Annotated in this window: 29 protein-coding genes and 1 tRNA gene; 9 read left to right on the forward strand and 21 right to left on the reverse strand. The window is 69.2% G+C overall.

Annotation, left to right across the window (positions count from 1 at the left end; all coding sequences use genetic code 11):
• Position 1 precedes the first annotated feature (1 nt).
• Complete coding sequence (gene thpD, locus ACO0LV_RS05200) at positions 2-901, reverse strand: ectoine hydroxylase (protein WP_424786808.1); 900 nt, start codon at positions 899-901, stop codon at positions 2-4.
• Between the two features lie 358 nt (positions 902-1259).
• On the opposite strand from thpD, the gene ACO0LV_RS05205 reads away from it, so the two are divergent.
• The 4 genes from ACO0LV_RS05205 to ACO0LV_RS05220 all read left to right on the forward strand — a co-directional run bounded on the left by ACO0LV_RS05205 (position 1260) and on the right by ACO0LV_RS05220 (position 2683).
• A complete protein-coding gene (locus tag ACO0LV_RS05205; RefSeq protein WP_424786809.1) occupies positions 1260-1427 on the forward strand; it encodes a hypothetical protein in 168 nt (55 codons plus the stop codon).
• 227 nt (positions 1428-1654) lie between these two features.
• Positions 1655-1969, forward strand: a complete 315-nt coding sequence (locus tag ACO0LV_RS05210; protein WP_424786996.1) for a WhiB family transcriptional regulator — start codon at positions 1655-1657, stop codon at positions 1967-1969.
• Positions 1945-2160 carry a hypothetical protein gene (locus tag ACO0LV_RS05215; protein WP_424786810.1) on the forward strand — a complete coding sequence of 72 codons (216 nt, stop codon included), beginning with the start codon at positions 1945-1947 and terminating at the stop codon, positions 2158-2160. Before ACO0LV_RS05210 ends, ACO0LV_RS05215 begins: the two co-directional genes overlap by 25 nt.
• 214 nt (positions 2161-2374) lie before the next feature.
• Positions 2375-2683, forward strand: coding sequence for a hypothetical protein (locus ACO0LV_RS05220; protein ID WP_424786811.1), 309 nt, complete (start codon positions 2375-2377; stop codon positions 2681-2683).
• Positions 2684-2734: 51 nt separating this feature from the next.
• Here the strand turns inward: ACO0LV_RS05220 and ACO0LV_RS05225 are convergent, their stop codons facing one another.
• The 9 genes from ACO0LV_RS05225 to ACO0LV_RS05265 all read right to left on the reverse strand — a co-directional run bounded on the left by ACO0LV_RS05225 (position 2735) and on the right by ACO0LV_RS05265 (position 10362).
• On the reverse strand, positions 2735-3367 hold the full coding sequence (locus ACO0LV_RS05225) for a prepilin peptidase (protein ID WP_424786812.1): 633 nt from the start codon (positions 3365-3367) through the stop codon (positions 2735-2737).
• 3 nt (positions 3368-3370) lie between these two features.
• Complete coding sequence (locus ACO0LV_RS05230; RefSeq protein WP_424786813.1) at positions 3371-4270, reverse strand: type II secretion system F family protein; 900 nt, start codon at positions 4268-4270, stop codon at positions 3371-3373.
• Between the two features lies 1 nt (position 4271).
• Positions 4272-5228, reverse strand: coding sequence for a type II secretion system F family protein (locus tag ACO0LV_RS05235; protein ID WP_424786814.1), 957 nt, complete (start codon positions 5226-5228; stop codon positions 4272-4274).
• Positions 5225-6748: an ATPase, T2SS/T4P/T4SS family gene (locus ACO0LV_RS05240; RefSeq protein WP_424786815.1), complete on the reverse strand. Its 1524-nt coding sequence runs from the start codon at positions 6746-6748 to the stop codon at positions 5225-5227. The genes ACO0LV_RS05235 and ACO0LV_RS05240 overlap by 4 nt, the downstream gene beginning before the upstream one ends.
• Complete coding sequence (locus ACO0LV_RS05245; protein WP_424786816.1) at positions 6745-7950, reverse strand: AAA family ATPase; 1206 nt, start codon at positions 7948-7950, stop codon at positions 6745-6747. Before ACO0LV_RS05245 ends, ACO0LV_RS05240 begins: the two co-directional genes overlap by 4 nt.
• Positions 7947-8651 carry a Flp pilus assembly protein CpaB gene (gene cpaB / locus ACO0LV_RS05250; RefSeq protein WP_424786817.1) on the reverse strand — a complete coding sequence of 235 codons (705 nt, stop codon included), beginning with the start codon at positions 8649-8651 and terminating at the stop codon, positions 7947-7949. Before cpaB ends, ACO0LV_RS05245 begins: the two co-directional genes overlap by 4 nt.
• A 9-nt stretch (positions 8652-8660) precedes the next feature.
• Positions 8661-9632: a TadE/TadG family type IV pilus assembly protein gene (locus tag ACO0LV_RS05255; RefSeq protein WP_424786818.1), complete on the reverse strand. Its 972-nt coding sequence runs from the start codon at positions 9630-9632 to the stop codon at positions 8661-8663.
• The gene (locus ACO0LV_RS05260) at positions 9620-10018 is read right to left on the reverse strand and encodes a TadE family protein (RefSeq protein ID WP_424786819.1); all 399 of its coding nucleotides are present in this window, start codon (positions 10016-10018) and stop codon (positions 9620-9622) included. Before ACO0LV_RS05260 ends, ACO0LV_RS05255 begins: the two co-directional genes overlap by 13 nt.
• 119 nt (positions 10019-10137) lie before the next feature.
• Entirely contained in the window at positions 10138-10362 is a 225-nt protein-coding gene (locus ACO0LV_RS05265) for a Flp family type IVb pilin (RefSeq protein ID WP_424786820.1), read from the reverse strand.
• Between the two features lie 375 nt (positions 10363-10737).
• On the opposite strand from ACO0LV_RS05265, the gene ACO0LV_RS05270 reads away from it, so the two are divergent.
• The gene (locus ACO0LV_RS05270) at positions 10738-11475 is read left to right on the forward strand and encodes a TetR/AcrR family transcriptional regulator (RefSeq protein WP_424786821.1); all 738 of its coding nucleotides are present in this window, start codon (positions 10738-10740) and stop codon (positions 11473-11475) included.
• Between the two features lie 91 nt (positions 11476-11566).
• On the opposite strand, the gene ACO0LV_RS05275 is transcribed toward ACO0LV_RS05270, so the two are convergent.
• Positions 11567-12238 carry a helix-turn-helix transcriptional regulator gene (locus ACO0LV_RS05275; RefSeq protein WP_424786822.1) on the reverse strand — a complete coding sequence of 224 codons (672 nt, stop codon included), beginning with the start codon at positions 12236-12238 and terminating at the stop codon, positions 11567-11569.
• A 95-nt stretch (positions 12239-12333) separates the two neighbouring features.
• On the opposite strand from ACO0LV_RS05275, the gene ACO0LV_RS05280 reads away from it, so the two are divergent.
• Entirely contained in the window at positions 12334-12774 is a 441-nt protein-coding gene (locus tag ACO0LV_RS05280; protein ID WP_424786823.1) for a hypothetical protein, read from the forward strand.
• Between the two features lie 827 nt (positions 12775-13601).
• Positions 13602-14591, forward strand: coding sequence for a hypothetical protein (locus ACO0LV_RS05285; RefSeq protein WP_424786824.1), 990 nt, complete (start codon positions 13602-13604; stop codon positions 14589-14591).
• Positions 14592-14597: 6 nt separating this feature from the next.
• Here ACO0LV_RS05285 and ACO0LV_RS05290 read toward each other — a convergent pair whose 3' ends face one another.
• Entirely contained in the window at positions 14598-15152 is a 555-nt protein-coding gene (locus tag ACO0LV_RS05290) for a hypothetical protein (protein ID WP_424786825.1), read from the reverse strand.
• 124 nt (positions 15153-15276) lie between these two features.
• On the opposite strand from ACO0LV_RS05290, the gene ACO0LV_RS05295 reads away from it, so the two are divergent.
• Positions 15277-15894 (forward strand): tyrosine-type recombinase/integrase, encoded by a 618-nt coding sequence (locus tag ACO0LV_RS05295; RefSeq protein ID WP_424786826.1) that lies wholly within the window; start codon positions 15277-15279, stop codon positions 15892-15894.
• A gap of 82 nt (positions 15895-15976) precedes the next feature.
• Here ACO0LV_RS05295 and ACO0LV_RS05300 read toward each other — a convergent pair.
• The 8 genes from ACO0LV_RS05300 to ACO0LV_RS05335 all read right to left on the reverse strand — a co-directional run bounded on the left by ACO0LV_RS05300 (position 15977) and on the right by ACO0LV_RS05335 (position 24298).
• Positions 15977-16062 (reverse strand) — tRNA-Ser (locus ACO0LV_RS05300).
• 144 nt (positions 16063-16206) lie between these two features.
• A complete protein-coding gene (locus ACO0LV_RS05305) occupies positions 16207-17586 on the reverse strand; it encodes an alkylhydroperoxidase domain protein (RefSeq protein ID WP_424786827.1) in 1380 nt (459 codons plus the stop codon).
• Positions 17583-19214, reverse strand: coding sequence for a dipeptide ABC transporter ATP-binding protein (locus ACO0LV_RS05310; protein ID WP_424786828.1), 1632 nt, complete (start codon positions 19212-19214; stop codon positions 17583-17585). Before ACO0LV_RS05310 ends, ACO0LV_RS05305 begins: the two co-directional genes overlap by 4 nt.
• The gene (locus ACO0LV_RS05315; RefSeq protein ID WP_424786829.1) at positions 19211-20128 is read right to left on the reverse strand and encodes an ABC transporter permease; all 918 of its coding nucleotides are present in this window, start codon (positions 20126-20128) and stop codon (positions 19211-19213) included. The genes ACO0LV_RS05310 and ACO0LV_RS05315 overlap by 4 nt, the downstream gene beginning before the upstream one ends.
• Positions 20125-21084, reverse strand: a complete 960-nt coding sequence (locus ACO0LV_RS05320; RefSeq protein ID WP_424786830.1) for an ABC transporter permease — start codon at positions 21082-21084, stop codon at positions 20125-20127. The genes ACO0LV_RS05315 and ACO0LV_RS05320 overlap by 4 nt, the downstream gene beginning before the upstream one ends.
• On the reverse strand, positions 21077-22717 hold the full coding sequence (locus ACO0LV_RS05325; RefSeq protein ID WP_424786831.1) for a TIGR04028 family ABC transporter substrate-binding protein: 1641 nt from the start codon (positions 22715-22717) through the stop codon (positions 21077-21079). Before ACO0LV_RS05325 ends, ACO0LV_RS05320 begins: the two co-directional genes overlap by 8 nt.
• Positions 22718-22890: 173 nt before the next feature.
• A complete protein-coding gene (locus tag ACO0LV_RS05330; RefSeq protein ID WP_424786832.1) occupies positions 22891-23949 on the reverse strand; it encodes a hypothetical protein in 1059 nt (352 codons plus the stop codon).
• A gap of 220 nt (positions 23950-24169) precedes the next feature.
• Complete coding sequence (locus ACO0LV_RS05335; protein ID WP_424786833.1) at positions 24170-24298, reverse strand: hypothetical protein; 129 nt, start codon at positions 24296-24298, stop codon at positions 24170-24172.
• Positions 24299-24797: 499 nt separating this feature from the next.
• Between ACO0LV_RS05335 and ACO0LV_RS05340 the strand changes: the two genes are divergently transcribed.
• On the forward strand, positions 24798-25931 hold the full coding sequence (locus tag ACO0LV_RS05340; RefSeq protein ID WP_424786834.1) for a type II CAAX prenyl endopeptidase Rce1 family protein: 1134 nt from the start codon (positions 24798-24800) through the stop codon (positions 25929-25931).
• Between the two features lie 99 nt (positions 25932-26030).
• On the opposite strand, the gene nagB is transcribed toward ACO0LV_RS05340, so the two are convergent.
• Positions 26031-26813: a glucosamine-6-phosphate deaminase gene (gene nagB, locus ACO0LV_RS05345; protein WP_424786835.1), complete on the reverse strand. Its 783-nt coding sequence runs from the start codon at positions 26811-26813 to the stop codon at positions 26031-26033.
• Between the last annotated feature and the right edge of the window lie 76 nt (positions 26814-26889).

Consider the following 26889-nt stretch of genomic DNA (forward strand, 5'->3'; position numbering starts at 1 on the left):
CTCACGCCAACGGTGTGAAGTCCCGGCTGGCGATGTGCTCGGGCCGTGGCCGGCTCGCGCCGAATGGCTCGACCAGCGCGTTCTCCACGCTGTTGAACACCAGGAAGATGTTCGAGCGCGGGAAGGGCGTGATGTTGTTGCCCGATCCGTGCATGATGTTCGAATCGAACCACAGGGCCGAACCGGCCGGTCCGGTGAACTGCTCGATGCCGTAGCGGTGGGCCATGTCGGTGATGGCCCCGGTGCTGGGCACGCCGATCTTCTGCTCCTTCAGGGAGGACGCGTGGTTGTTCTCCGGCGTGGCACCCACGCTGGGGACGAACTCCCTGTGGGAGCCGGGCATGACCATCAGGCCGCCGTTGTAGGGGAAGTTGGGGGTGAGTGCGATCGAGCAACTCACCGCCCGCGGTGCCGGCATCCCGTCCTCGGCGTGCCACGTCTCGAAGTCGGAGTGCCAGTAGAAGCCGGCGCCCTTGAATCCGGGCATGTAGTTGACCCGGCTCTGGTGCAGGTACACCTCCGATCCCAGGAGTTGCCGGGCGCGGTCAAGTAGCCGCGGGTCGCGGGACAACGCGTCGATCATCGGGCTGAGGCTGGTCACCTCGAAGATCGAACGCACCTCACCGGAGGCCTTCTCGGTCACCACGCGCTCATCGCCGGTGATCGACTGATCGCTCACCAGGCGGTCCAGCTCGGCGCGGTAGCCCTTGACCTCATCGGCGGTGATGAAATCCTGCAAGATCGAGAAGCCACGCTCCTCGTGGGCTTGCAGGGCAGTGTCATCGAACGGGCCGCCCTCGGCCGACCCCCAGACTGTGGGGTGATTCCGCTGGACCGGCGCTCCGGCCTCGGTCAAGCGGGTTGGGTACAGGTCGTGGGCGCGTTGGGCCACGGCTGTCACGGATCTCTCCTCTCATCGGGTTCAGGGATCGAGCCCTGCCCCTGCAAGAAGCGTCCGGTCCGGTGGCACCGAACCGGTCGATACCTGAGGGAACTAGGACCCGTATTCGACCGTACGCCACATCGGCGGGTGGTGCGCGCAGACAGTCGTGACCGGCGCGCAGTGGCCGTGCCACAGCCCGGGTGCAGGAAAGAGGTTTCCGGGCGATACACCAGGCGAAACCGGGCCATGGAAGGACGAGAAGAACTTCTTCGAAAAAGACTTGGCTCGCCTGGGCCGGCGCTCTAGTCTCGATCTGTTCCTGATCCCCTGGACCGTTGCCTAGCCAGCACGACGCGGTTCCACGACGCTGAAGGAGGTGAGCACCCTGATGAACATCATGAAGATCATGACCGGTCTCGACACCGGCGCATGCATTGCCCGTACCGACGCAGATCTGCGTCCTCGTGGCGACCGCGCCCCGGGTGCCGCCTATGGCGCATTCGGCACCGGCGTCACCACCATCGGCTTCGCGGCCGGCAGCTAGCCACCAGCACTGCACTCATCCGCCGCGGAGCCCTCCCTTCAGGGTCCGCGGCCTTCCTGCTTCATGGCAGGAGGAACCCTCCGGGCTCGGTAGACATCACCACCGCTCAGGAGCATCTCGTGCAGTACACATCGATTCTCGATCAGCCGTCGGGGTCGTCGACCACGTGGCCGCTGGACGCGGGCCCGCTGGTTACCGTGGTCCAGGTAGACCTGCCCTGTCAGGACGTGGCCACCAGCGACCTGTGGTTCGCCGAGCACACCCAGCAGATCGAGCAAGCCAAGGCTATGTGCCAGGCGTGCCCCCTCAAGGCCGAGTGCCTCGATGGCGCGCTGGCACGTCGGGAGCCCTGGGGCGTCTGGGGCGGTGAGGTCCTCGTGGACGGGGCCATCGTGGCCCGCAAGCGTGGCCGCGGCCGACCCCGCAAGGACGATCCGAGCGCCCCCTCCAATCAACCGCACCACCTCCGCCGCGTGAGGTGTGCAGCGGAACCAAGCACTAGCAATGAGGAGTACCCATGGCTATCAGCCAGTTGCACCTGATCCCCCGTCGGGTCGCGTACTCGGCAGGGCATTCGCTCATTCACTGGGCGAGCGGTCCGGCCGCTGAGACCGACCGCGCCAGGACCATCGCGCGGGAGGCCGCGCTCCGGCGGCACCGCGCCCGGCGCGACGTCGAACTGGAGCAGCAGCGGGCCCTGAACGTGAATTCCTTCGCGTGGCTGCGGCTCTGAGGAACGACCCCGGACGGGACGGCGCCCCGCGCAACGCCTCGGGCCCCTGGTCAAGCAATCATGCTGATCGGGGGCCCGAAGTCGTTTCCAGGGGCGGCGACGACGGATCCAGGACCCCGTCGCGACCTACGGGCGCGGAGTTGACCCGATCGGTATAGGTTTCGTGTGGAGCAGCGGGAGCGGTGGCACGTTGGTCGAATGACGGTCACCCTGCGTGACGGTGGTGGAGGTCTGGACCATGCCGAACGATTCGTCGGTAGCTCCCGGGCCACGCAATGGCATCGGCCGGTTCGCCCTGCAGTTGGGTGTGGTTGCCGTCGTCACCGCCTTGATCCCGGTCGCGGGGGATTTCATCGCCGCGCCGGCCGCCCTCACCTCGCTGGTGTTGGGGACGGTGGGATATCTGCGCGTCGAGAAGGGGGCGGCGACCAACCCCATCCAGGCGATCGCCGGCGCGATCCTGGGTCTGTCGGCCGGGCTCCTCATCTTCATCACCTACGTCATCACCGCGGCCGCACCTTGATCGGTCGCACCAGGAAGGACTCGGACCCCAGTCGCAGTTCGGTCGGCCGTCTCAACCGGCCAGGAGCACCGCGGCGACCGCCCCGGCCATCATGGCCGGCCCGAACGGGATCTGCGAACGTCGCGACCCCCGCCGGCTGACCAGCACCACGGTCGCCACGAGAGCGTTGATGAGGAACGCCAGCAGCGTGCCCGCGCCGACCTGCCACCACCCGAACCAGCCCAGGAAGGCACCGATCACCGCAGCGAACTTCACATCCCCCAACCCCAGCCCCGAGGGCGCGATGAAGGCCAGCACGAAGTACCCGGCCACCAGGGCCAGGGCGCCCAGGCCGGCTCGGCCCAGATCGGCCCACGCACCGCTGATCCCCGCTTCCAGGACCAGGGGCAGCACCAGGCCGAGCAGGGTCGCCCCCACAACCCGGTCCGGCAGCCGGCGCACCGCCAGGTCGATGACGGACAGCAGCGAACAGCCCACCGCCGCCGCTGCGAACCCCACCAGTTCGGCCCACCCATCGGCAAGCAGTGCGGCCCCCGCTCCCCCGGCGGCGGCCAACGGGACGTGTGCCCGGGAGCGCAACCACCCGGACTCCCTGGGTGTCACCGCCGCGACCTGGCTGGTGAGCAGCCACGCCACCGCTGCAGCCACTACGGCGGTCAGGCCCGCCAGCATCGGTCCTGTCATGTCTCACATGCCGCTGAAAGCCGCGACCATGCTCATCACGGCCGGCCCCATCACCACGATGAACAACACCGGCAGGATGCACAGCATCAGCGGAGCGAGCACCTTCACCGGGAGCTTCTGGGCCTTCTCCTCGGCCCGCTGGCGTCGCTTCAGCCGCATCTCGTCGGCTTGGGTGCGAAGCACGTCGGCGATCGAGATTCCATAGGCGTCGGCCTGGACGACGGCACGGACGAACCGGCGCAGGTCCACCACGGTGGTGCGGGTGGTCAGCGCCTCGAAGGCCTGCCGCCGCGAACGGCCCACCTGGATGTCCTGCAGCGTCCGGGCGAGTTCGGCGGCAAGTGGTCCGTTGCCGTTCTGGGCGGCACGGGCCATCGCCGAGTCGAACCCGAGACCGGCTTCCACCGCGATCGTCATCTGGTCGAGGGTATCGGCCAGTTCCAGTTGGATCTTCTCGTTCCGCTTCTGGCCCTGGCTGTTCAGCAGCAACTCGGGCAGGAAGTAGACCACCACGGTCGCGAACACCCACATCAGCCCGAAGAACGGGGGTGCATCGGCCAGCAGGATCAGGACACTGAGTGCCGTGCCCAGCGGCACCCAGAGCAACTTCAACGTGAGCAGCCTGTCCATCGGCCAGGCCGGGGGCCGGCCACCCAGGGCGTGCTGTCGCTCCAGCACATCGACGATCAGACCCGGGGTGAGCCGGCGCGCGAGTCTGGGGAGCACGCTGTCGCTGCGCTCGTCTGCCTCCGGGTCCTCCGCGGGCTGCACGAGTGCGGCACCGGGCCGGTTCAGGTTGGCCTGCACCCGGCGGCGGTCGGGGTCCAGTGCGCTCCAGGCGGTCCAGGCGCCGATAGCCACGGCAAGGGCGGCGAGGACGGCTGCGATCATGATCGGGGCCATCTCAGAACTCGATCTCCACGACCTTCTTCAGCCACAACCCGCCGACCGTCAGCATGATCGCGCCGACCGCCAGCAACCCGTAGCCGAGCAGACTCTCGATGAACGGCGCCAGATACGCGGGGTTGGTCATAAGCAGAAAACCCCCCACCCCGAACGGCAGCACCATCAGCACCACCGCGGACAACCGGCCCTCAGCGCTCAGGGTGGCCACCTGACGACGGATCTCATTGCGCTGGCGGATGGTGTCGGCCACACCGTCGAGGACCTCGGCAAGGTTGCCTCCCACCTCCCGGTTGATGGCGATGGCCTGGGTGACCCAGGTGAAGTCATCGCTGGCCATCCGGGCGGCGGTCAACCCCAGCGCATCGCCCAGGTCGCGGCCGACCCGCGTCTCGTTGACCACCCGGGCGAACTCCTCCGAGGTGGGGCTGTCCGCCTCCCCGGCCACCGAGGCCAGCGCCTGCGGCAGGCTGTGCCCGGCCCGCAGGTTCGAGGCCATCAGCTGCAGCGAGTCATCGAGTTGGGCGGCGAACATCTTCTGCCGCTTGGCGATCCGCCTGCTGACGCCGAGTTTGGCGCCGATGGGCGCCACACCGGCGAGGAGGACGACGACGAGGGGGTGTGCTCCCAGCACGGCTCCTGCCGCGATGCCGACCAAGGATCCGACCAGAACGAGGAAGAAGAAGTCCTGCGGGCGCATCTTGATCGCGGCCAGTTCGAGCGGGGAGGCCCCGGCGGGGGTGCCCCGGCGGCGCATCACCCGATCGACCGTCGCCGTGGCCACCGCCGCGGCACGCTGTAACGCGCTCGGTTCGGGTCCCCGGTCGGGTCGGCGCCGCTCCACCGGGATCCGCACGGGCCGGGGACCGAGGAGCAGGTAGCCGGCGATACCGGCGGCGGCTGCGGTAGCGATCACGGCTGCGCTCAGCGCCGGGTCGGCAGCGAGGACCGCCATCATCGGGCGAACCCACCCTCGGGCTTGGCGAAGACTCGCGGTGACAGGGAGATGCCCTGTTCGGCGAGCTTGTCGGTGAACCGCGGCCGGATCCCGGTCGGGATCGGTTTACCGAGGAAGCGGCCGTTGGCATCCACCCCGGCGGCGTAGTCGAACGTGAAGACGTCCTGGAGCGTCACGGTCTGGCCCTCCATCCCGTGCACCTCGGTGACGCCCGTGATCCGCCGGGTGCCGTCGCGCAGGCGGGTCAGCTGGATGAACAGGTCCACCGCGGAGGAGACCTGTTCCCGGATCGCGCGCAGCGGCAGGTCCATCCCGGCCATCAGCACCAGGGTCTCGAGTCGGGAGATCGCATCGCGAGGGGAGTTGGCGTGCACGGTGGACAAGGATCCGTCGTGCCCGGTGTTCATCGCCTGGAGCATGTCGAGGCTCTCACCGCCGCGGACCTCACCGACCACGATGCGGTCGGGCCGCATCCGCAGTGAGTTGCGGACCAGGTCGCGGATGGTGACCTCGCCCTTGCCCTCGATGTTGGGCGGGCGCGCTTCCAGGCGGACCAGGTGCTCCTGTTGCAGTTGCAGTTCGACGGCGTCCTCGATGGTGACGATGCGTTCGCCGTCGGGGATGAAGGAGGACAGCACGTTCAGCAGGGTGGTCTTGCCGGTGCCGGTACCCCCGGAGATGATCACGTTCAGCCGGGCCTGCACGCAGGCTTGCAGCAGTTCGGCCATCTCCGGGGTGAGGGTGCCGAACCGGATCAGGTCGTGGACCTTGAACGGATCCTTGCTGAACTTGCGGATCGTCAGCGACGAGCCGTTGAAGGCCAGCGGCGGGATGACGGCGTTGACGCGGGAACCGTCGGGAAGGCGGGCGTCGACCATCGGTGCGGACTCGTCGATCCGTCGTCCCACCCTCGAGACGATCCGTTCGATCACGCGCCGCAGGTGCTGCTCGGACGCGAACCGGCCGTTCGCTCGCTGCAGGCGCCCGCTCTTCTCGGTGTAGATCATGTCCGGGCCGTTGACCATCACCTCGGTGACCTCGGGATCATCGAGAAGACGCTGCAGCGGGCCGTAGCCGAGCACGTCGTCCCGGACCTCGGTGGTCAGCCGGGCACGTTCCGTGCTGGACAGCGGAATGGCGGATTCCTCGATGACCTCATGCAGTTCAGCGCGCACCAGGGCGTGCAACTGGCTCTCGTCGAGGGAGGGGTCGTTCAGCCGGGCACCGATCCGCTTGAACAGGGTGTCCGCCGCCCGGTCCTTGAGGCGGCGGACCGCGTCGTCGGCGGGTCCGCTCCCGGCCGGCGCGATGGCCGCACTCCGGTTCGGGTCCGAACGTGAGATTGCGGCACCGCGCGTCCCCCCCTGCGCCGGCGGCGCCGTGACCGTGGCCGATACACGTGCGGTCTCCCCGGCCGGTGCCGGTGTGTCGTTCACGGCAGTGGCCGGCTCTGCCGGTGCGACGTCCGGCCCGGTCGCGGGGTGGCCCTGGGCGGCGCGCAGCCGTTCGGACAGTCTCATCGGACACCTCGACGCGCGTCCCGGTGCTTGCCGCGCCCGTCCAGCGTGATGCCGTCGGGCAGGAGGCTGTCCACCACCGGCGTCAGCGCCTTGACCAGGGGGTCACGGATCCGGGACTGCATCAGCGGTACACCGAGGTTGAGGGAGGCCGGGGCGGCCTTCGACGTGGGCAACGACGTGCCCACCGGTGCTCCGAGGGTGGCCTCGACGTCAGCGGCGGACATCCCGTGCCCGGCGTCGGCGAAATTGACCAGAACGCGATGGCCCGGGGAGAGCATCCGCAGCTGGGACAGCGTGTCGATCACTTTTCGCATCCCGCGGGCCGAGGGCACGCTCAGGGCGGTGAGCAACAGCGGGTCGGTGGTCCGCTCCAGCGCTGCGAGGGTGTAGTCGGACAGACCCGGGGAGGTGTCCACCACCACGTGGGCGAACTCGGTGGCCAGCATCTGCAGCAACTGGCTGATCTGGGCGCTGGTGACGGCGTCGGCGGCGGCCGGGTGTTCCGGTGCCGGGAGCACGTACAGTCCGGTGTCGGCGTGCAGGGTCAGGTACGTCTTCAGTGCGATGGTGTCGCCGTTGGCGACGCTGGGCAGCGCATCGGGAAGGGCGTAGTCCGGGGTCAGGCCCAACGCGGTGGCCACGTCCCCGAACTGCAGGTCCAGGTCCACCAGCACCGTCGAGTGCGGCATCGTGCGCGCCAGCGCGACAGCGAGGTTGGTCGCGACCGTGGTCTTGCCCACCCCGCCCTTGGAGGAGACGACTGTGACGAGGCGGGCCTTGCGGCCGGCCGCGCCCTCCCCCGGCTGAGCGCTCACCGCGCTGGTCGAGAGCCGGTTCGCGGTGGTCACCGCGGCGTCCAGGGCGTGCCGGATCTCGGTGGCGTCGGCCGTGGTCGGGATGATGTCGCGCACCCCGGCACGCATCGCGCGCAGCCCGACCTCGTCTGACCGGTCACTGGCCAGCAGTACCACCGTCCCTGGGCGCTGCACGGTGAACCGGTCCGCGAGGGTGAGCGCGGCGTCCGGATCGGCCCGGGAGTCCAGCACGAGCACCTCCGGGTACCCGGCGCCATTGACGTGGGTGAGCAACGAATCGGGATCGGTGGTGAATGGTCCGGGCACGGACAGGTAGGCGCCGCCGGTGGCCTCGGCGAAGGTGTGCTCGAAGTCGGGGCCGGCACCTGCGAGTGCGACGTAGGTCATGGCAGCAGGTCCTCTCTGTCCACCACTCGGGTGTCGCCCTCGGGAGCATCCGCCGGCTCCAGGGAGAGCCAGATGCCTCGGAACTCGGCGGCGTTGACCAGGATCTCGGCATCCGGTGCGGAGACCGCGAAGGTGACCATGAGCGAACTGGACGCTTCCTGGGTCTGCTCCTCGCCGTCGTCGCTCTCGTTGATCGTGGCCCCGCCGTGGACGCGGGTGACGAGCACCTTGTGCAACCTGAGGTGCGTCTCGTCCTCGTCGCTGATGAAGATGCCCACTGTGTCGCCGGCCACCAGGTGCCCGCCGATGACCCGGTTGGCGGGCAGTTGCACGCTGACCTGGTGGAACCCCTCGGGAACCTGGAACGCCTCCGCCTCCTCCTCCGGTGGGGCGAACCGGGCGGCCAGGAGCTGTTCCCCGGCCTGCAGTGCCGCGGTGGTGACTTGCCCGGCGACCTCATCCAGGTCCTGCACCCCGCCGGGAACGACGGCGGCGGTGGGCACCTCGGCCACGGTCAGGTACTCGGTCAGGTCCTCCGACGGGGTGCCTTCCGGCACCGGCTCACTCACGACGAACACTGACGTCGGTGACATACCGGCCATGGCCCGTTCATCGGCACCGGAGACGTAGTTGATCACGACGGCGGCGGCGCCGGCGGCGAGCACGAGGGCCACGACGGCGGCGATGGGTCGACGGGACATGATGGTGCCTTACTCGGTCAGGGCCACGACGGCGACACCGAACCGGGGGCCGTCGGGGCTGTAGTCGAAGTCGTCGCTCAGGTCGACGAAGCGGCCGAAGGTGCCGCGGATACAGTTGTCGCCCCCGGTGCACTGTGACGCGTTGTGAGACATGCCGGGGAAGCGGTACCCGGTGAGGGTGAAGGCGGCGTAGCCGATGATGCGGTACTGGGCACCGCTGCCGTTGTCCCTGGCGTCGTCGAACAGGGGCACCAGCACGGGTTCGCCGAGCCAGTCCTGGAAGGTCGCCTGTTCACAGGGCGAGTTGTTGCCCGTGTCGGTTCTGACCCAGTCGCCGGTCGCGGTGGAGATGCTGCCGCACCCGCTGGTACCGGGACGCAGCCACCCGAAGCCGCCGGGCACCACGTTCCCGGAGTTGGGGGTGCAGTCGGTGTTGGAGGCCTTGGTGAACTGGATCGTCTGCTCCTGGGTGGCCTCGGGCAGGTCGATCCCGACCAGCTCACCGTCCTCGCGGATCTCGGTGCTGCCGGTCTGCACGGTGAGTTCGCACACGTAGATCGCCAGCGGCAGGATCGTCGAGCCGCCGGTGGGATAGCCCCAGCGGGCGCTGGCCCGCGCCTGCAGCGAAGTCTGGTCGATGCCGATGATGGGGGCGAACCAGTGCTCGCGGACGGCGTCGGTGCGGACCGTCACCCTTCCGGCGGCCGGGTCCAGCTCGGCCACGTCGCCGGTGGCTTCGCCGTCGTTCTTGTTCGCCGCGGCCATGGTCTGGGCGGTGGTGCCCGAGGGTTCGCAGTCGCCGCCGGCGCAGTCCTGGGCGATCGCGAGGGCGGCAGCGTCGGCGCCGGTCTGCAGTTGCTGGCGGTCGGTGTGCATGGCCGCCACGTCGATGGTGAGGGCGGCGAAAACGAGCAGGGGGACCATCAGCAGCGCCACGACGACCGTGGTGGCCCCGCGGTCGTCGTTCCTCAGCCGTTGCATCGCATGGTCCCCTTTCCGGTGAGGGTGATGGGTCCGCCGATGTCGCCGAACAGCAGAAGGTTCATCTGGTACCGAATGGTCACCGTGGCGGTGCGGCCCGAGCTCCCGGCGCCCTCGCAGGATGGATCGATGGTGATGTGGCTGGGATCCAGGGCGACAGAGGGGGACGCCGAGGCGATCGCGGCCGCCCGGGCGTTCGCCGGGGCGTCGCCCTGATCGAGCGCCACGATGCGGACCGCGTCCCGGGCGGCGCCGGACAGCGCCGACTGCACGTGGTAGGCCTGCCCGAAGGCCATGATCCCCAGCACGAGGGCGAACAGCAGCGGGACGACGAGCGCGAACTCGACCGCGGACGCACCGCGATCACGTTGTCCCCCGACGTCCACCTTCGCGTCCCTTCGTGTGGCTCAGATGCCGGCCGGCTGGTAGCCGGCGGTGTTTGACGAAGGTGCTGCCGGTGGGACGGTCAGGCCCCACCGGCAGCACCCGGTGTCAGTGGATGTCGTCAGGCGCCTTCGCCGGTGCCAACGCCCGGCAGCTCGTCGCTCACGCCTTGGAACAGTGCAGCGAGTTGTTCGCCGAGGGTCACGACAACCGCGATGATCACGACGGCGATGAGGCCGACGAGCAGGCCGTACTCCACGGCGGTGGCGCCCCGGTCCTTACGGTCGGTGAAGCGGTCGCCCACGACGGCGACCATGGTTGCAACGTATGCAGCGAGTTGGCTCATGAAACTTTCCCTTTTCTAGCATCTTTGGCCGCTCTGGCCTTGGTCAAGCCCCCGGTACCTGCTGGAAGCGGGTGCCGATAGTCACTCTCACAGATAGTTGCTGACTACGCAAGTCTACGTGTCCAGTAATTTTCGTGAGATGGCGCACATCCTTCTGTCCGCTATGCTTGCCACGTTCTCGCGCCCAATTCGGCAGTTTGTGAGCCGAGACACAATGCCTAGGACTTAGGTCCTATCCTGCGCAGCGGCGTCGTCAGGTAAGATTGCGCTCCACGCATAACGACGTGGTGCGCATACATCCGGTCAGGCGTTTGAGTGCCGGGCGATCTGGGTTACCATGACGTTCACACCGGGGGCGTTCATGGGAGGGGCACGATGGAAGAAGAGTTGAGTCTGCGCGAGATCAAGAAGCGCATGACGCGCGAGGCGATCGCTGCGGCCGCGCTGAAGTTGACGGTGGAGAAGGGGCTCGCCAATGTGACCCTCGACGAGATCGCCCGGGAGGCCTTCGTCTCGCCCCGGACGGTCTCCAACTACTTCTCCTCCAAGGAGGAGGCGGTCCTGGCCGCCGGCAACCACGGCCTGAGCGAACTGATCGAGGAGCTCGACAGCGAGGACTCCCAGACCCCTCCGCTGGCGGCGTTGTGGGACATCGTCAGCGCCTACGCCCGAGAGCACCCGGAGAACCTGCAGAAGGCAGCCCAGACGGCGGATCTCGAGCGGGACAACCCCTCGCTCCGGCCCTTCCGGGTGGCCGAGCAGGCCGAGTTGGAGGACGTGCTTCGGTCAAGGATCGCCGCCCGCACCGGGACCGACGCGACCACGGACCTCTATCCGTGGCTGGTCTCATCCGCTGCCGGCGCCGCCCTCTCGGCCTCCCTGGCGATCTGGTCGCGCCGAGGGTTCCCCGACGGAGAGCTCCCACGCCTCCTCGATGAGGCGTTCGCGATCGTCACCACCGGCTACCCGGCCGTCGCGGTCGCCGAACCGCACGCAGCGGCAGATGGCGCCACGTCCGCCTCCGGCGGGCCGACCGACCACAGCACGGGCATCGAGGACTCCACACCGATCGAGAACGGCACACCGACCACGGTCGGCAGTCCTGCGCACTAGGCCGGCAGCACGACCGACCGCCGGCGTCCGCACTCCCGTCACCCTGTGCCGGGATCATCGATGTCGACGCCCGCGGCGGTGGCTGTTCGGCTCAGCCGCGCACCCGGACGCAACAGAATCCGGGTCGGGGTGCGAGTTCGGGGGTGAGGTGGGCACCGAGCCCGCCGACCACTCCGCCGATCAGGTCGAGGTTCATCCCGCAGACCAGTTCGGCGTGCTGGGTGGCGAGGCGGTCGAAGGGGCAGTTGGCCAGGCAGATCTCACGCGTGGACGCGCGCGGCTCGTAGCCGTGCCGGGCGAGGACGCGCGATGCCCGCTCGAGGTCGTCACCGCCCGTGGCGACCTCGCCGGCCATCTGCCGCCCGGTCTCCCGGGCCACCTCACGCACCGCCTCCGCCACCGGCGTCCCGTCGCGCATCGACCGGTGCACCGCGGCGGCGAGGATCTCACCGGCGAGGTCATACCGCCGTGCGGGCAGCGAGACCGAGAACTCCCGGTCCGAGCGCCGGTAGAGCTTGGCCGGCCGTCCCGCACCCGGCCCGCTCCGCCCGGTCAGGCGGCGGTACTCGACGTCGAGCAAGCCCTCGTGCACCAGCCGGTCGAGGTGGAACTTCGCGGTGTGCGCCGGAACCCCGACGCTGTCGGCGGCCTGCTCCCGCCCAACGGCATCGGGCTGGGCCGCCACGTACAGGTACAGCGCTCGCCGCGTGGGCTCGGCGAGCGCACCCACCCCGGCGGCCTGCTCGGCCAACTCCTCACCCATGCGGCGCACCTCTCTCTAAAATAGAACTCTATTGACTAAAGAGACCGTGAGGTTCTATCGTAGAACCTACTTGCTTCTAGAACGTGGAGGTTCTCATGAGCGGTACACCGGCACGGCCGGGTCGGGCGCTCTCGGGTACCACGACCGGTGCACAGCAGGCCTTCCTCCTGCTCCGCGCAGGCTTCACCCTCGCCCCGATCCTGTTCGGCCTGGACAAGTTCGCGAACCTCATGGTCGATTGGGAGCGCTACCTGGCGCCGTGGGTCGACCGGATCGTCCCGGGCACCGCGAGCCAGACGATGATGGTCGTCGGCGTCGTGGAGATCGTGGCCGGCATCCTCGTGGCGGTCCGTCCCGCCATCGGCGGTTACGTCGTCGCCGCGTGGCTGCTCGGGATCATCGTCAACCTCGTCAGCACGGGGGACTTCTACGACATCGCACTGCGGGACGTCGGGCTCCTGCTCGGCGCACTCGCCCTGGCCAGGTTGGCCTCCGCGGCCGGCGGCCGGCGACCTGCGCCCGAACACCTGCGGTAGGGGTCGCGGCGAACGAGCCGAGGTCCGTCGTCGTCCTCGGTGGTGGGCCGGCGGTGCTCGAGGCCATCGAGGGACCGGGCGAGTCCCGGCTCCCAGACTTGCGCTTCCGCAGGTCCGGGAGCCGGGGCTCCATCGGCGGTAGCGGTGGGCTATGAACCCCGTGTTGCAGGCACATGCGTTCTAATGCGCGAAGTGCGCCTGACCTGCATGAACGCGCCCCGGCATGCCTGTTGAGGTGCCCCAAGATGCACCAAGTATTCGAAGTTTCTGGAGGATTTCTGGAGGGTCACCGGCCCCGCCGAAGGCTGAACTTCGACGCGCACGAGTGGCTGCAAAACCGCCTCTTGCGGGCTGCCCGCAGCGGACAGAACTGCGCGCCGCACCATTCACACGTCACCACGGTGCCCAGCCGCCGGGCCCGGTTGCGCTCCACGAGCGCCTGGCGCATCGCCTCCAGACCGGCGGCCGAATGAACCCGCCCACCCGTCAGCCGCACCTCAGTTGCACGCGCAGGGTCACGGCGCGCCACGAAGGCCGGCTTCCCAACGAAGTTCGCCGCTAGTGCGGCAAGCGTCGGCGAGGTTACCGAGCGTAGAGCCGAAATGGTGCACGTCGGGAACCAGTTCGTCGTAATCTTCTGCACTCAGCCACATAGGCTTAGTTTGCCGAGTTCTCTCGCACCACAGGCTGGCCCCACTGCTCGTCGCTGAGGCACCCACACGCTGGCTTTCGGGCGGGTCGAACATGCTCGTCATGGTTACCGGTTCGACTGACGGCTGGGAAGACGGCGACGTCACCCGGGAGGCCCGTGCGTCCGAAGGTGGTCGGTGGATCACAGCAGCAGGTGGACCCCGGCAGGTTTCACACCGGAACGGAGCGGCCTCTGGACCGCGCACGCCAAGATGCTCCCCGATGATCTTGGCGGCTACGAAGGCGTCGACGCGGGATGGTTGTGGGCGCCGACTTGGACCGCGAGACTTGAACGCCCCGCCACTGCCGCCGTCTGGCACACTCGGGAGATGGTCAACGACGGTGCTGTTCAGTATCGACTCGTCGCTACGCACCCGAAGGAGCCCACTTACGCTTGGGCGGCCTGGCGGGTAGTAGACGCGGGAGAGCGGCTGAACCGTCTGGAGCAATTGTTCGACGAGGGCGCAGAGCGCTGGCAAGCCCATGTACACGTACGGGTGCACCGTGATGACCCGACTGAGAGCCCGCGACTGGACTTTCCGGAGGTAGTCGACGAACTCGGTGAGTTGGGCCGTCGCGTCACGGTGCTCGCGAGCGAAGTCATTCACCACAGTCGCGCTGCACTGGACTATTGCGCCCATAACGCCGCCTGGGTCGATAGCGGCGTGAGGAACTTGGAGACTCAGTTTCCGTTCGAATCGACCCCAGAGAAGTGGAACCGTCGGCGAAAGAGCCCCTGGCTCCGTGGGGTTAGCGACGAGCATGTGGCATGGATCGATGCGGTTCAGCCGTATCGCGGTGTCGAGTGGTCCAAGAATCTGCAGAGACTGAGCAACCACGACAAGCACAGAGTCTCGATCCACGTGCTCCCGGCCTATCGGGTGACGCTCGACCCGCATCGCCGCGAGCCCGATCCACTCGGGGAACCCGAGTATGAGGGGCTCGAAGTAACCGACCGGGTAATCGAACTCCTGATCGGGGACGCCTTCGCCGACGAAGAGGAGGACCTAGTCGAGGCGTCGGCGACCCTCTGGCAAATCGTCAAGGGTGTCGCTGGTGTCGTCAATCGGTTCCTGGAGTCGGAAGGGTCCGATCCCCTGACCTTCGAACAGGCTCCACGATCGTGATTGCACCTAGACCCGCTCAACTCCGAGGAGGCGAGCCACCTGGTCTTCCATATCTTCGCTGAGCCCCGCCGCATCTAGTTCCTTACGCACCCGCGTGCGTCCTGCCTGAAAACCGACACCTGACACGTCAACGTCTGCGGCCACATCCTCCGCGCCCCTGCCAAGTTCGACCAGTTCAGCGTGCAGTTCACTCGACCCGTCGAACCTCGGGATCGGCAATTGCCACACATACATGTCGTAGTGCCGGGCGCCTTGCTGCCCCCGAGACTGGTACGGCTCAACCTCCGCCTGCGTGACCGCTGCGTTCAGCACCGTCTGCAGGTAACGGGCCTCATCCATCCCAGCCACAGGGGCCCAGTACAGCGCGTGGTCGATTACCGCCGAGCCGTCCAGGACCACACCGGCGGTGAGCCGCGTCCCGGACTTGGTGTAGACAACCCGGATCGGTGCCGCAGGGAACTGGGCGCTCAGGGTGTGCTGGTAGTCGACCCGCTCCGAGAGCGTCATACTGCTTGTTCGGTGCTTGCCCCACAGTGCGGTGGACTCGTTCCACCACTCCATCGTCCTCGGGTACCCATCAAAGTCCGGGTCGCCCGCTTCCATCAACTTCCCGCTTGCCGGGTCAATGGGCCCTGAGGATCGCATCGGTCACGTATGTGCCAGTGCTCACCAGGCATTCGGGGTCATGCGCCACCGCCTGCAGCAGCACATCAGCATCGGCACGCACTCCTGCGTCACGAGCGGCACGGATCAGCGGGGTGACCCACTGCCTGTAAGACTCCGGCATCACTGGGCCGCACGCCTGCGCATCGGCGAAACCCTGGCCCTGACCGAGAACGACATCGACCTCGACGCCGAAGTGCCCGTCGTGCACGTGCGCGCCACCGTGGTCCCAGCCAGCGGCAAGGGGCTCATCCGACAGGTTGAACCGAAGTCTTCCGCGTCGCGGCGCACAGTGCCAGCCACCACAGACGCCATCACTGCCATCCGCAAGGCCCTGAGCCTCGGCATGGATGGCGGACCGCTGCACCTGCTCTTCCCGAACTTGAGCGGCGGACTGCGCCAGCCCGGAAATGTGCGCACCGACCTCGGCCGCATTGTCGAAGGTACCGACCTCGAATGGGTCACCACGCACACGATGCGCAAGACCGTCGTCACCCGGGTAGCCCACGCACATGGCTCAACCGTGGCCGCGGCCATCCTCGGCCAATCCGGGACCGCCACTGCCGAACGGCACTACATCGCTCGGCTCGCGCAGGCGCCGGATGTGCGCGCAACCCTCGAAACCGGGACATCGGAGTGAAGAGTTTCTGGAGGGTTTCTGGAGGGCCTTGGCTCTCAAATCTGCGTTTGTGCAGGTCAGAGAGCCAAGGCACCTCCATCTGCGGTAGCGGTGGGATTTGAACCCACGGTGGCTGTGAACCACACGGCATTTCGAGTGCCGCACCTTCGGCCGCTCGGACACGCTACCTCGGCGGTTCAGCGTACCCGGATCGGCGGGTGTGCCTCAAACTCGCGTGCTCAGTATCACGGCCCGGTCACCACCACCACCCATCGCTGCCTGCGCCGGTACGTCCGGCGTGCAATTGGCACAAGGGCCGGACGTACCGCCGGTTCAGGCCGGCAGTGCCGGCTGGCCCAGCGACAGCATCAACCGGTTCGCCCAGTTGAAGAACGCCGTGGCGGAGACCAGATCGACGATCTCGGCATCGATCAGACCAACGGCGCGCAGCGACTCCAGGTGCACGCCGCCGAAGTCCGCCGGGGTTCGGGTCAGGGCGGCGGCTGCCGCGGTGAGCACATTCCAGCGTGGCCCCAGGTCGGCGTCGGTCCCCTCGTCCAGCAGCCGCTGCACCGCGTCGACGTCCTTGCCGTAGTGGGCGGCGAACCGGGCGTGCACGGACGCGCAGAAGACGCACCCGTTCACCCGGGAGGCGACGGTGGCGGCCAGTTCCCGCTCGGCGCGGGGCAGTCCGCCGTCGGTGTTGTGGAAGATGTCCTTGTCCGTGCGGGTTCGTGCGCCCAGGGCCTCGGGGTCGCGGGCCAGCAGCATGAAGTACTCCGACCTGGCACGTGCGGCGTCGACCAGGCCGTGGTGGTGCCGCTCGGTGAGGTCATCGGCAGCCAGCGGCGCCAACCAGGGCAGCCAGCCGAGTTGGTCCCGGGTGAACGCGGTCGGTCCGGTGCCGCCGGGATGGGTGCGAACACGATCGCCGCCGCTGTGCCCGGCTGTGTCCGCAGCGTCCACCTTCGCCCCCTTCGTCGCACCGGAAGCGCCCTGCGGGGCCGTGATGCCGTCCAACCCGCCACCGTGGTCGGGCGCACCGGACCCGCCGGGGCCACCGAGGTAGGACAAGCCATGAACCAACCGAACCTGGTAGGCCAGGAACGAGATCAGTTGGGACAGGGTGACGATCCCGTCGGTGGACCATCCGGCATCGAGCAGCCGCTGCAGATCAGCCGGACCGGCCTCACGCGGACGGAAGGTGAGCAGGTGGGCGTGCTCCAGTCCCGCCCGGACCCGGGCGGAGGTGTCCGCGGCCGGATCGGCCTCGATCGGGTACACCGGCCCCGTGGTCGACTCCTGCGCCAGGCCCGGCTCGGCGTAGGCGCCGTAGGGCCCGCGGGCGCGGGCGGCTTCCGCGCGGGTGATCACCGCCCCGGCCAGGCCGGGATCGAGGTGCTGCAACGATCCGGTGTAGTGAGCCGCGAGCGCCCGCACCGCCCCCGGCGCACCGGTCCGCAGGTGCAACGTGACCGTGAAGGCCGCCACCGCGAACCGCTCGACAACACTGACGGCCGTGACATCGACCGGCTCGAACAGCACCTGGTAACTGCGCTGCGTGTGCTCGCGAGCCTGCGCCCGGGCGGCCCGCAGGCGGTCCAACTCATCGCCGGGTGTGATCCCGAGTACACGATCCACCAGGTCCGCTGCCCCGCTGCCGGCCGGTGGTCCCGCGGGCTCGGCCTGCTCCGCTGCGTGCGTCCGGGTCATGGTGCCGTCCTAACCGTCTCGTCATGGTGCGGCGCGACCGGTCTATGCCCGGGGATCGCCGCGATCAACTCTTGGGTGTAGGCCTGGCGCGGACTGGTGAACACCTCGCGCACCGGCCCGGACTCCACCACCTTTCCGTGCTGGAGCACGCTGACTGTGTGGGCCAGCCGGCGCACCACCGCCAGGTCGTGGGAAATGAACACATACGTCACGCCGAGTTCGCGTTGGAGGTCGGCCAGCAGCCGGAGGATCTGGGCCTGCACCGTCACGTCCAGCGCCGAGACCGGCTCGTCCAGCACCACCACCTCGGGGTCGAGCACCAGGGCTCGGGCGATCGCCACCCGCTGGCGCTGCCCTCCGGAGAGCTCCCCGGGACGGCGGGCCAGCATGGACCCGGCCAGTGCCACCTGGTCCAGTTGCGCGCGCACCCGTGCCCGGCGCTGTTGGGGATCGCCGATCCCGAAGTTGCGCAGGGGCTCGGTCAGGATCGTCTCGATGTCCTGGCGTGGGTCCAGGGAGGAGAACGGGTTCTGGTACACCATCTGGGTGGTGGCGCGCATCTGCCGCCACGCCTTCCCGCGCAGCCCGTCCACCCGCTGCCCGGCCACGCTGATGGAGCCGGACGTGGGCTGTGCGAAGCCCGACAGCAGCCGCGCCGTGGTGGTCTTGCCGGACCCGGACTCCCCCACCAGCGCATGGGTGCTGCCTTTGGTGACGGTGAAGGAGATCTGGTCGACCGCGCGAAAGGGTGGGCGGCGCCGGCCGAGCGTGTACTCCTTGACCAGGTCCTGCACCTGCACCACCTCCTGCCCGCCGGGTGGCTCGGGGGCGTCCTCGCCGGCGAAGGCCGGGGCATCACGCAGCAGTTGCCGGGTGTAGGGGTGCTCGGGGTGGCTCAGCACCGAGGCGGTGGGCCCGGACTCCTGGACCGCACCCTCGGAGAGCACGACGACGTCGTCGGCCCGGTCCGCAGCGACCGCCAGGTCATGGGTCACCAGCAGGATCGCCGTGCCGGACTCCGCGCGCAGGTCATCGAGCAGGTCCAGCACCCGGTGTTGCACCGTCACGTCCAGGGCGCTGGTGGCCTCATCGGCCACGATCAGTTCCGGGTCCAGCGCGATCGCGCTGGCGATCAGCACGCGTTGCTTCATCCCTCCGGAGAGTTCGTGCGGGTACTGGCGGGCCCGCAGATCCGGCTCGGGGATACCCACCCGGTCCAGCAGTTCCACCACCCGGGCCCGGATCGCCCTCCGGTCGCCCCACTTGTGAATGCGCAGCACCTCGGCCAGGTTGTCGCCCACCCGGCGGACCGGGTTCAGGGAGTTGTTCGGGTCCTGGGGCACGTACCCGATCCGGGTGCCCAGCGCCGCCCGCAGCTGCTTGGGTGACCAGCCGGTGATGTCGGCCCCGGCGAAGTCCACCCGGCCGCCGGTGCGTTCCCCGGCCGGGGGCAGCAGGCCCAGCAGGGTCTGGATCGTGGTGGTCTTGCCGGAACCGGATTCGCCCACCAGCGCTACTGCGGTGCCCGGGGCGACGTCGAAGGAGACCTCCCGCACGGCCGGTACCTGCCCGGCGCTGCCGTGGTAGACCACGGACAGGTCACGCACGCTCAGCAGCGGGCTACTCACTGGTGCCGTCCGATCAGGGCCGAGATGCGGTTGGCCGACAGCACCACCGCCACCACCACCAGACCCGGCAGCGTGGTCAGCCACCAGGCGGTGGCCAGGTAGTCACGGCCCTCAGCCACCATCAGGCCCCACTCCGGGGTGGGGGGCGGGGCACCGTAGCCGAGGAAGCCCAGAGTGGAGATGGCCAGGATCGCGGTGCCGAACTGCAGCGCGGCCAGGGCCAGCACCGCGGTGGTGGAGTTGGGGAGCACGTGCCGCAACAGCACCGAGGAGAACGTGGCGCCCGAGCCGAAGGCCGCCTCGACGTAGTCGCTGCGGCGCACCCGCACCACTTCGGAGCGGGCCAGCCGGGCAAACGCGGCGATGGAGGCCACCCCGACCGCAAGGGCGGCCTGCAGGGTGCCGAATCCGAGCAGGATGATCACGCTCAGGGACAGCAGCAGGGAGGGGATGGCCAGCAGCACATCCACCACGCGCATGATCACGTCGTCGAGCACCCGTGGGGCCGACCCGGCCACGATGCCCAGCGTCGACCCGACGATCAGCCCCACGGTCACCGCCAGCAGCGCTCCGGACAGGGAGTGGATCGCCCCGTGCACCACGCGGCTGAACACGTCCCGTCCGGTGGCGTCGGTGCCGAAGAGGTGCTCGGCGCTGGGCGGGGACAACGCCACCGCCGCGTTTCCGGCGATCGGGTCCGCCGGGGCGAACAGACCGGGGAACGCCGCCCAGGCCACCACCAGCACGATCACCGCCCCGGGCAGGATGTACGCGCGCTTGCTGCCTCGTCGTCGTCGGTCCCTGCCGGGCCGTTTCGGCCCGCGCGGGCCGGTGGTGGTGAGTGGCTCGGGCTGCGCGCCCGCGCCCCGGGGTTCGGCCGGCGCGGGTGAGTCGAGGACCTGCAGATTGCTCATCGTGCCGCGGCCACCTTTCCTCGCAGGCGTGGGTCGACGCGTGGGTAGAGCAGGTCCACGCCCAGGTTGATCACCACGAACACCACCGCGGCCAGCAGCACCACGCCCTGCAGCACCGGGATGTCCTGGTTACGCACCGCCTGTTCGGTGACCCGGCCCAGCCCGGCCCGGGCGAAGACCGTCTCGGTGACCACGGCGCCGGCGATCAACTCACCGAAGAGCACCCCGGCCATGGTCATCGTGGGCAGCACCGCGTTGCGCAGCACGGCGTGCCACTGGGTCCACAGTTCGGTGGCGCCCTTGGCGCGGGTGACGGTCACGAACGGTTGCAGGCTGACGGCGTCCATGGAGCGGATCAGGATCTGGGCCAGCGGCGCCGAGATCGGCACCGCCAGGGTCAGCACCGGCAGCACCAGGCCCGCCACCGGGCCCGGGTTGATGATCGGCACCCAGCCGAGCCGGAAGGAGAAGATCTGGATGAGCAGGATGCCCAGCCAGAACACCGGCACCGACACGAACAGGCTCGGTGCGGCCCGCAGCAGGGAGCGCAGCCAGGCGAACCTGCTCAGGCCGGCGGCGAAGGCGATCGAGAAGGCCAGGCTCGCGGCGACCACGAAACCCAACCCGGCCAGCATCAGGGTGCGGGGCACCACGTCGGCCAGGATGGCGCTGACGGCGGTGCCCGACTCGATGGAGTAGCCCAGATCTCCCCGGAACACCCCGGACAGGGAGTGCCAGAACTGCAGGTGCAACGGGGTGTCGGCGCCGTAGGCGGTGCGCAGGTCGGCGATCTGGGCCGGGGACAACCCGAGTTCGGGGTTCTCGAACCGGATCATCAACGCGTCCCCGGGCATCGCCTGCAGCAGCAGGAACGCGGCGGTGAAGGCCACCAGCAGCACGGTGGCTGCCTGGCCGAGACGGGCGGCGAAGTACGGCACCTGGGTCCCTCTACTCATCCAGCCAGGTCTGGTACCAGCTGGGCCGTGCCACCGACTCCCAGCCGAAGTCGCGCACGTGGGTGCCGGCGCCGTAGACCTGGGGCTCCTCGAACAGCGGGATCACGTAGGCGTTCTCGGCCAGGTAGGTCTGGACGGCCTCGGTGTTGGCGATGCGCTGGTCCGGGTCCGCCTCCGAGGCGACAGCCTCGAGCAGGTCCTCGAGTTCGGCGTCGGCCACCGGCTCGTCGCCCACCCGGTTCAGCAGCGTGTTCCGGTTCTCGCTGTGGTACTGGGACTTGATCACGTCCAGGTCCGCCCGGCCCACCATGGAGTGAAACAGGTGCACCTGGTCGGGGTCCAGGATCGCCTCGGCGTAGGTGCCGGCGTCGGCCCGCAGGATCTGCAGATCAACCCCGATCTGCTGCCACTGCTGGCTGATCAGGGTCAGCGCCTCGAAGGAGCGCGGCTGCGGGGCGGCCTCGTTGACCACCAGACGCAGCGGCTCACCATCCTTGACGCGGATGCCGTCCGGGCCCTCGCTCCATCCGGCCTCCTCGAGGAGTTCGACGGCCCGCTGGGGGTCGTAGGCCAGGTGCTCGGAGGTGTCCAGGTATCCCGAGGCCCCGGAACTGAGGGTGGAGGTGGCCAGGGGGTAGTGGTCGGTGTAGATCGTCTCGACCACCTCGGCCCGGTTCGTGCCGGCGATGAGGGCCTGGCGCACCCGGATATCGGACAGGGTCTCCTGGGTGAAGCGGATGGAGAGGGAGTTGTTCACCCCGTTGGTCTGCGGGGCGTGGAGCTCCACGCCGGCCGCCTCCACCTGTGCCTCGTCCTGGGCCTGGACGTAGCGCACCACATCGGCCTGCCCGGACAACAGCGACCCCACCCGCACGCTGTCCTCGGGGGTGACCTCGATCTGCACCGCGTCCAGCAGGGCTCGGCCCTGATGGAGTAGCGAGGGTGGCGCCCAGTCGTAGTCCTCCCGGGCACTCAGTGTCAGCGAGGTGCCCAGCGACTCATCGGTGATGACGAATGGCCCGGTGCCGATCACGTCGGCGGAGTTGCCGGGGGCGAAGTCCTCGAAGGCCCCTTCGAGGGTCTCGGCCGAGACCAGCCCGGAGTTGATCGTGGAGGTGGCCTGGAGGAAACCCGGCGCCGGGGCGTCGAAGTGGAACCGCACGGTGGTCTCGTCGATCACCTCGCTGCGCTCGTAGTTGTTCACCGCCTCCGAGACGATCAGCGCCCGTTCGGGGTCACCGTGGCCGTACAGGTCGAAGTTGGCCGCCACCACCTCGGCGGTCAGCGGGGTGCCGTCGGAGAAGGTGACGTCGTCACGGATGGTGAAGGTGTACTCGGTGGCGTCGTCGTTGATCTCCCAGTCGGTGGCGATCCACGGCTCGAACTCCAGCGTCTCGGGGTTCTGGTAGACCAGCCGGTCGGTGATGTTGTTGACGATGCCACCGTTGGGATAGAAGCCGGCCGACGGCGGGTACAGGGTGTCATGCGGCTGGTGCTCCAGGTACACCAGGGTGCCGCCGTCGCGTTCCCCGTCCTCGCCCGCACCACTCGCCGTGGTCCCACATGCGGACAGCACCAGGGCGGACGTGAGGACCAGGGCTGCGCCGGCGGCGCGGGAACGGATCAGTGACATCATCTACCTCTCTGCGCGGACCGGGTGGTCCGCCGTGGTGACGAGCGTGCGCCAGCGAGGGCAGGGGTATCCACAGCACCCCGCCTGGTATCAGCATGTGGACACCGCGCCGGAGGTGGTCGGCGTTCGGTGCCGGCTCACCGGCGTGCGCAGGCACCCGGCGACCCGGACGCTCAGGCCCGGTCGATGGTGTCGCGCTCCAGGGTGGCCTCGGCCAACTCGGCGATGGTGCGCTGCCATCCACCCAGCACCACATGCTGGTGGGCGGCGAAGTGCTGAGCGACCTCCGGGGCCACGTCGGTGTCCATGTCCGTCAGGATCCGGGCCAGCTCCCCGCGCCGGTCCTCCACCTCATCGTTCCAGGCCTGCAGAGCGTCGTTGTAGCCGGGCAGCGCCTCCGATCCGGTGCCGAGGGATCCGCGCAGCAGGTCCATCGCGGTCTCGGCGCCCTCCAGCTGCGCGCCCGTCAGTGCCCGGTCGGCCTCGCACGCGGCTTCGTAGCCATCGAAGCAGTGGTCGGTGGCCAGGGCCGTGCGGACCTGATGCATCCGGGTGTAGAAGTCCACCGTGGCATCGGCGTACTCCTCCCGGTCCGCGCGCACCACCGGCAGGCATCCGTCCGGGTCGGAGCACTCCACGGTCCAGCCGGCCTCGCGCTGGGTCTGCCCCTGGGGCACCAGGACCGCCTCCATGCGCTGGTGGTAATCGGACTGCTCCGCGGTCATAGCGGTCACCGCCTCCGACCACGCCATGCAGTAGAGGAGCAGCTGTTCGGACAGGTCCCGCCCTGTGGTCAGATACTCCTGCTCCGCCTCGGCCAGTCGCGCGGAACTGCGCGCCGCCGATGTCGCGCTGCGGTAGGAGGGGCTCGATCCGGGCACCTGCGCCAGGGTGGGCCTGGTGGATCCGTCCAGTCCGGAGAAGGCAGTGAATGCCTCCTCCTGGTCGGTGCAGGCCCGGGCCAGATCCGCGGCCGGCTCGGCCAGTTCGGCCGCGTCGAGGTTGAGGCGGAAGAACGCATCGGCCACCTCCACCCCGTAGGTGGCCTGCACCGCCTCGGCGCTCCAGTGTTGCTCGTGTCCCTCGACCGCGGCGAAGAAGTCCCGGGCGGCCTGATCGGCCTCCTCGGTCTGCTCCCGCTCCAGCTCCTCGGCGTCGCGCCGCTCCCGCTCCGCGGCGAGGTAGTTCAAGGTCGCCGCGATCCCGCCCAGGACCAGGGCGATGATGGCCACCGCCGCCACGATCGGGACCCACCGGGGCCGTCGGCGCCGTGGCTCGTCCGGTGCCAGGTGCGGGTCAACGCCGTGCCCGCGTCCGTCGTCGGGCGGGGGCGAGGGTGGAAACGGATCCGGCGGCACAGACATGATGGGGCCAGCCTAAAATATCCGGCGCCCACCCGGGATCCGTCACGGCCGGCCGATGGCGGCGCACCAGGACGGCGGTAGTCCCGCGTCAACGCAGCATGAAGAACAAGAACGCAAGCGCCAGCACCAGCATCGGGACGAACCACGCGATCACCGAGCGGATAAGCACCCGGCGGCGCACGGCTTCACGGGCCGCGGCATCCTCGTCCTGAACCATCAATCCACCCTCTGTACTCGCTGCCGCACACCGGCGCGATCCGATGGCGACCGGGCCCGGTGGTGCTGGATCCCACCTTATCCTGGCTCGCGCAGCGCGAGCGGGCCGAGGCCGAACTCGTACCGGAGCCGAGTTCGCGCCGGAACCGTACCCTGAGGCCTGGACCGTACCGAACCTGACGGATGTCACGACCGGACCGGGCCGGACGCACATGAGCCGATGGCAGCCCACATGGCCCGCCGGGCCCGCGATAGGACAAAGTGGAGTCATGAACAACGCCAGCGACACCCCGACCGAGGAGAACCCGGGACACGGGCAACCGTGGGCACGCCCGGACGGCGCCCCGCGCTCTGTGGCACCACCCGGCCCGACGGGGGGAGCGCAGGTCGAACCGCAGGGAGCGGGGCCCACCGCTGCCCCCGGTGCCGATCCGTACGCACCACCGACGACCCCGCGTCCCGGCCCGCAGGGGACCGGCACCGATCCGTACGCCGCGCCCGTGGCTGAGCCCTACGGTGCCGCACCGGGGCACGCCCCGATGCCGACCCAGCAACAAACGCCCCCCGGCCACCCCGGCTACCAACCCGCACCCGGCCACCCCGGCTACCAGCCCGCACCCGGCTACCCGGGGTACCAACAGGCACCCGGCCACTCCGGCTACCAACCCGCACCCGGCTACCCGGGGTACCAGCAGGCGCCGCAGCCACCGCGCGCCTACCACCACGCGCTGCGCCGGGACCAGGGCGGCAACGTCTGGCGCGGCATCCTCGCGCTCGTCATGTTCGGCGTCGGGTTCGTGCTGCTGCAGATCCCCGCCACCGTGGTGATCCTGCTCCAGAGCGACGTCAACCTGCTCGGTGAGGACCTGATGTCAGGGCTGCGGATCACGCCGCTGGGCATGCTCGTGACCAACCTGTCCCTGGCCGCGCTGTGGCCGTTGTCGCTGGGGATCCAGCGCCTGTTGTACGGGGTGCGCCCCGGGTCGCTGCACTCGGTGGCCGGGAAGATCCGGTGGCGGCTGTTCCTCATGCTGGCCGCCGTCCTGCTGCCGGCCTACCTGCTCTACACGGCGCTGAACCCGTTGGTCTTCCCCACCGAGACCGGGGTCTTCACCGCCACCCACGCTGCCTTCATCGTCATTGCCATCCTCACCACACCGCTGCAGTCCGCCGGTGAGGAGGTGGGTTTCCGCGGCCTGGTGCAACGCGCCGTCGGGGGCTGGTTCGTCTCACCGAGGGTGGCGCTGGTGATCGGCACGTTGATCTCCGCGGTGCTGTTCGCGATCGCCCACGGCGCCGGGGACATGTGGCTGAACGTCTACTACGTCGTCTTCGCGGTGGCGCTGACCGTCATGACCTGGCGAACCCAGGGGTTGGAGGCGGCCATCATCGTGCACGCCGCCAACAACACCTTCATCATGATCCTCAACTCCGCGCTCGGGATGGACTTCGACGGGATGTTCGATCGCGAGGCGGGCGTGGGCGGTCCGTTCATGCTCGTCGGGATGGCCATGTGCGTCCTGGCCACCGCGCTGGTGTGGTGGCGCACCCGCACCCCCAAGGCACGCGAGGCGATGCGGTTGCCCGAGCCCGTCACGCCCAATCCCTGGGAGGGTAGGAACCCGGGTTCATAGCCTGGCCCGATGGTGCCACGGCCCGGTCCACCGCGCTGCGCCGCACGCCTCGACCTGCCGGGATGGCGCCGCCGAGCGGTCCGGGGCGCCCGGGACCGGCTACAGGCCCTGCCACTCCGGTTTGGCCTGGAACGCCCGGCGGTAGTAGTCACCCAGTTGCAGCCGGGCGGCGGCGCCCTCATCCAGGAGCACGCTCACGTGTGGATGGTGCTGCAGGATGCTGGCCGGCCACATCGCACTGACCGGCCCCTCGACCATCTGGTGCACAGCCTCGGCCTTGCCGCCACCCTGGGCGAGCAACACGATGTGCCGGGCCGCGCTGATGGTCGCCAGGCCCTGGGTGAGGCAGTGGTGCGGAACCCGGTCCACGTCGTCGTCGAAGAACCGGGCGTTGTCGACGCGGGTCTGCCCGGTCAGGGTCTTGATCCTGGTACGCGAGGCCAGGGAGGAGCCCGGTTCGTTGAACCCGATGTGGCCGTCGGTGCCGATGCCCAGCAGTTGCAGGTCCACCCCGCCTGCGTCGACGATCGCCTGCTCGTAGCGCGCGCAGGCCGACGGGATGTCCTGGGCCAGGCCATCCGGCCCATGGACCCGTGCCGGGTCCAGATCGATCCTGTCCACCAGTTCGGCCAGGATCACGTTGCGGTAGCGCTGCGGGTGATCCTGCGCCAGGCCCACGTACTCATCGAGCAGGAACGCACTGACCCCGGCGAAACTGACCTCCCCCGCGCGGTGTCGCTTCGCGAGCTCGTCGTAGACCCCCAACGGGGAGGATCCGGTGGCCAACCCGAGCACGGCGTCGGGTTTGGCGTCGATGAGGGCCACGATGGCATCGGCCGCCAGACGGGCCGTCTCCTGGGGCGGCTTGATCACAACTTCCATGCCGGAATTCTGGCAGGTCCCACGCGGCCCCACCTAACTCGTCGCCGCCGGGCTCCCCCGAGAGCAGCGGCATCGC

Origin of the sequence: Pseudactinotalea sp. Z1739 (genome assembly GCF_049725055.1) — a bacterium.
Classification (GTDB): domain Bacteria; phylum Actinomycetota; class Actinomycetes; order Actinomycetales; family Beutenbergiaceae; genus CALKWS01.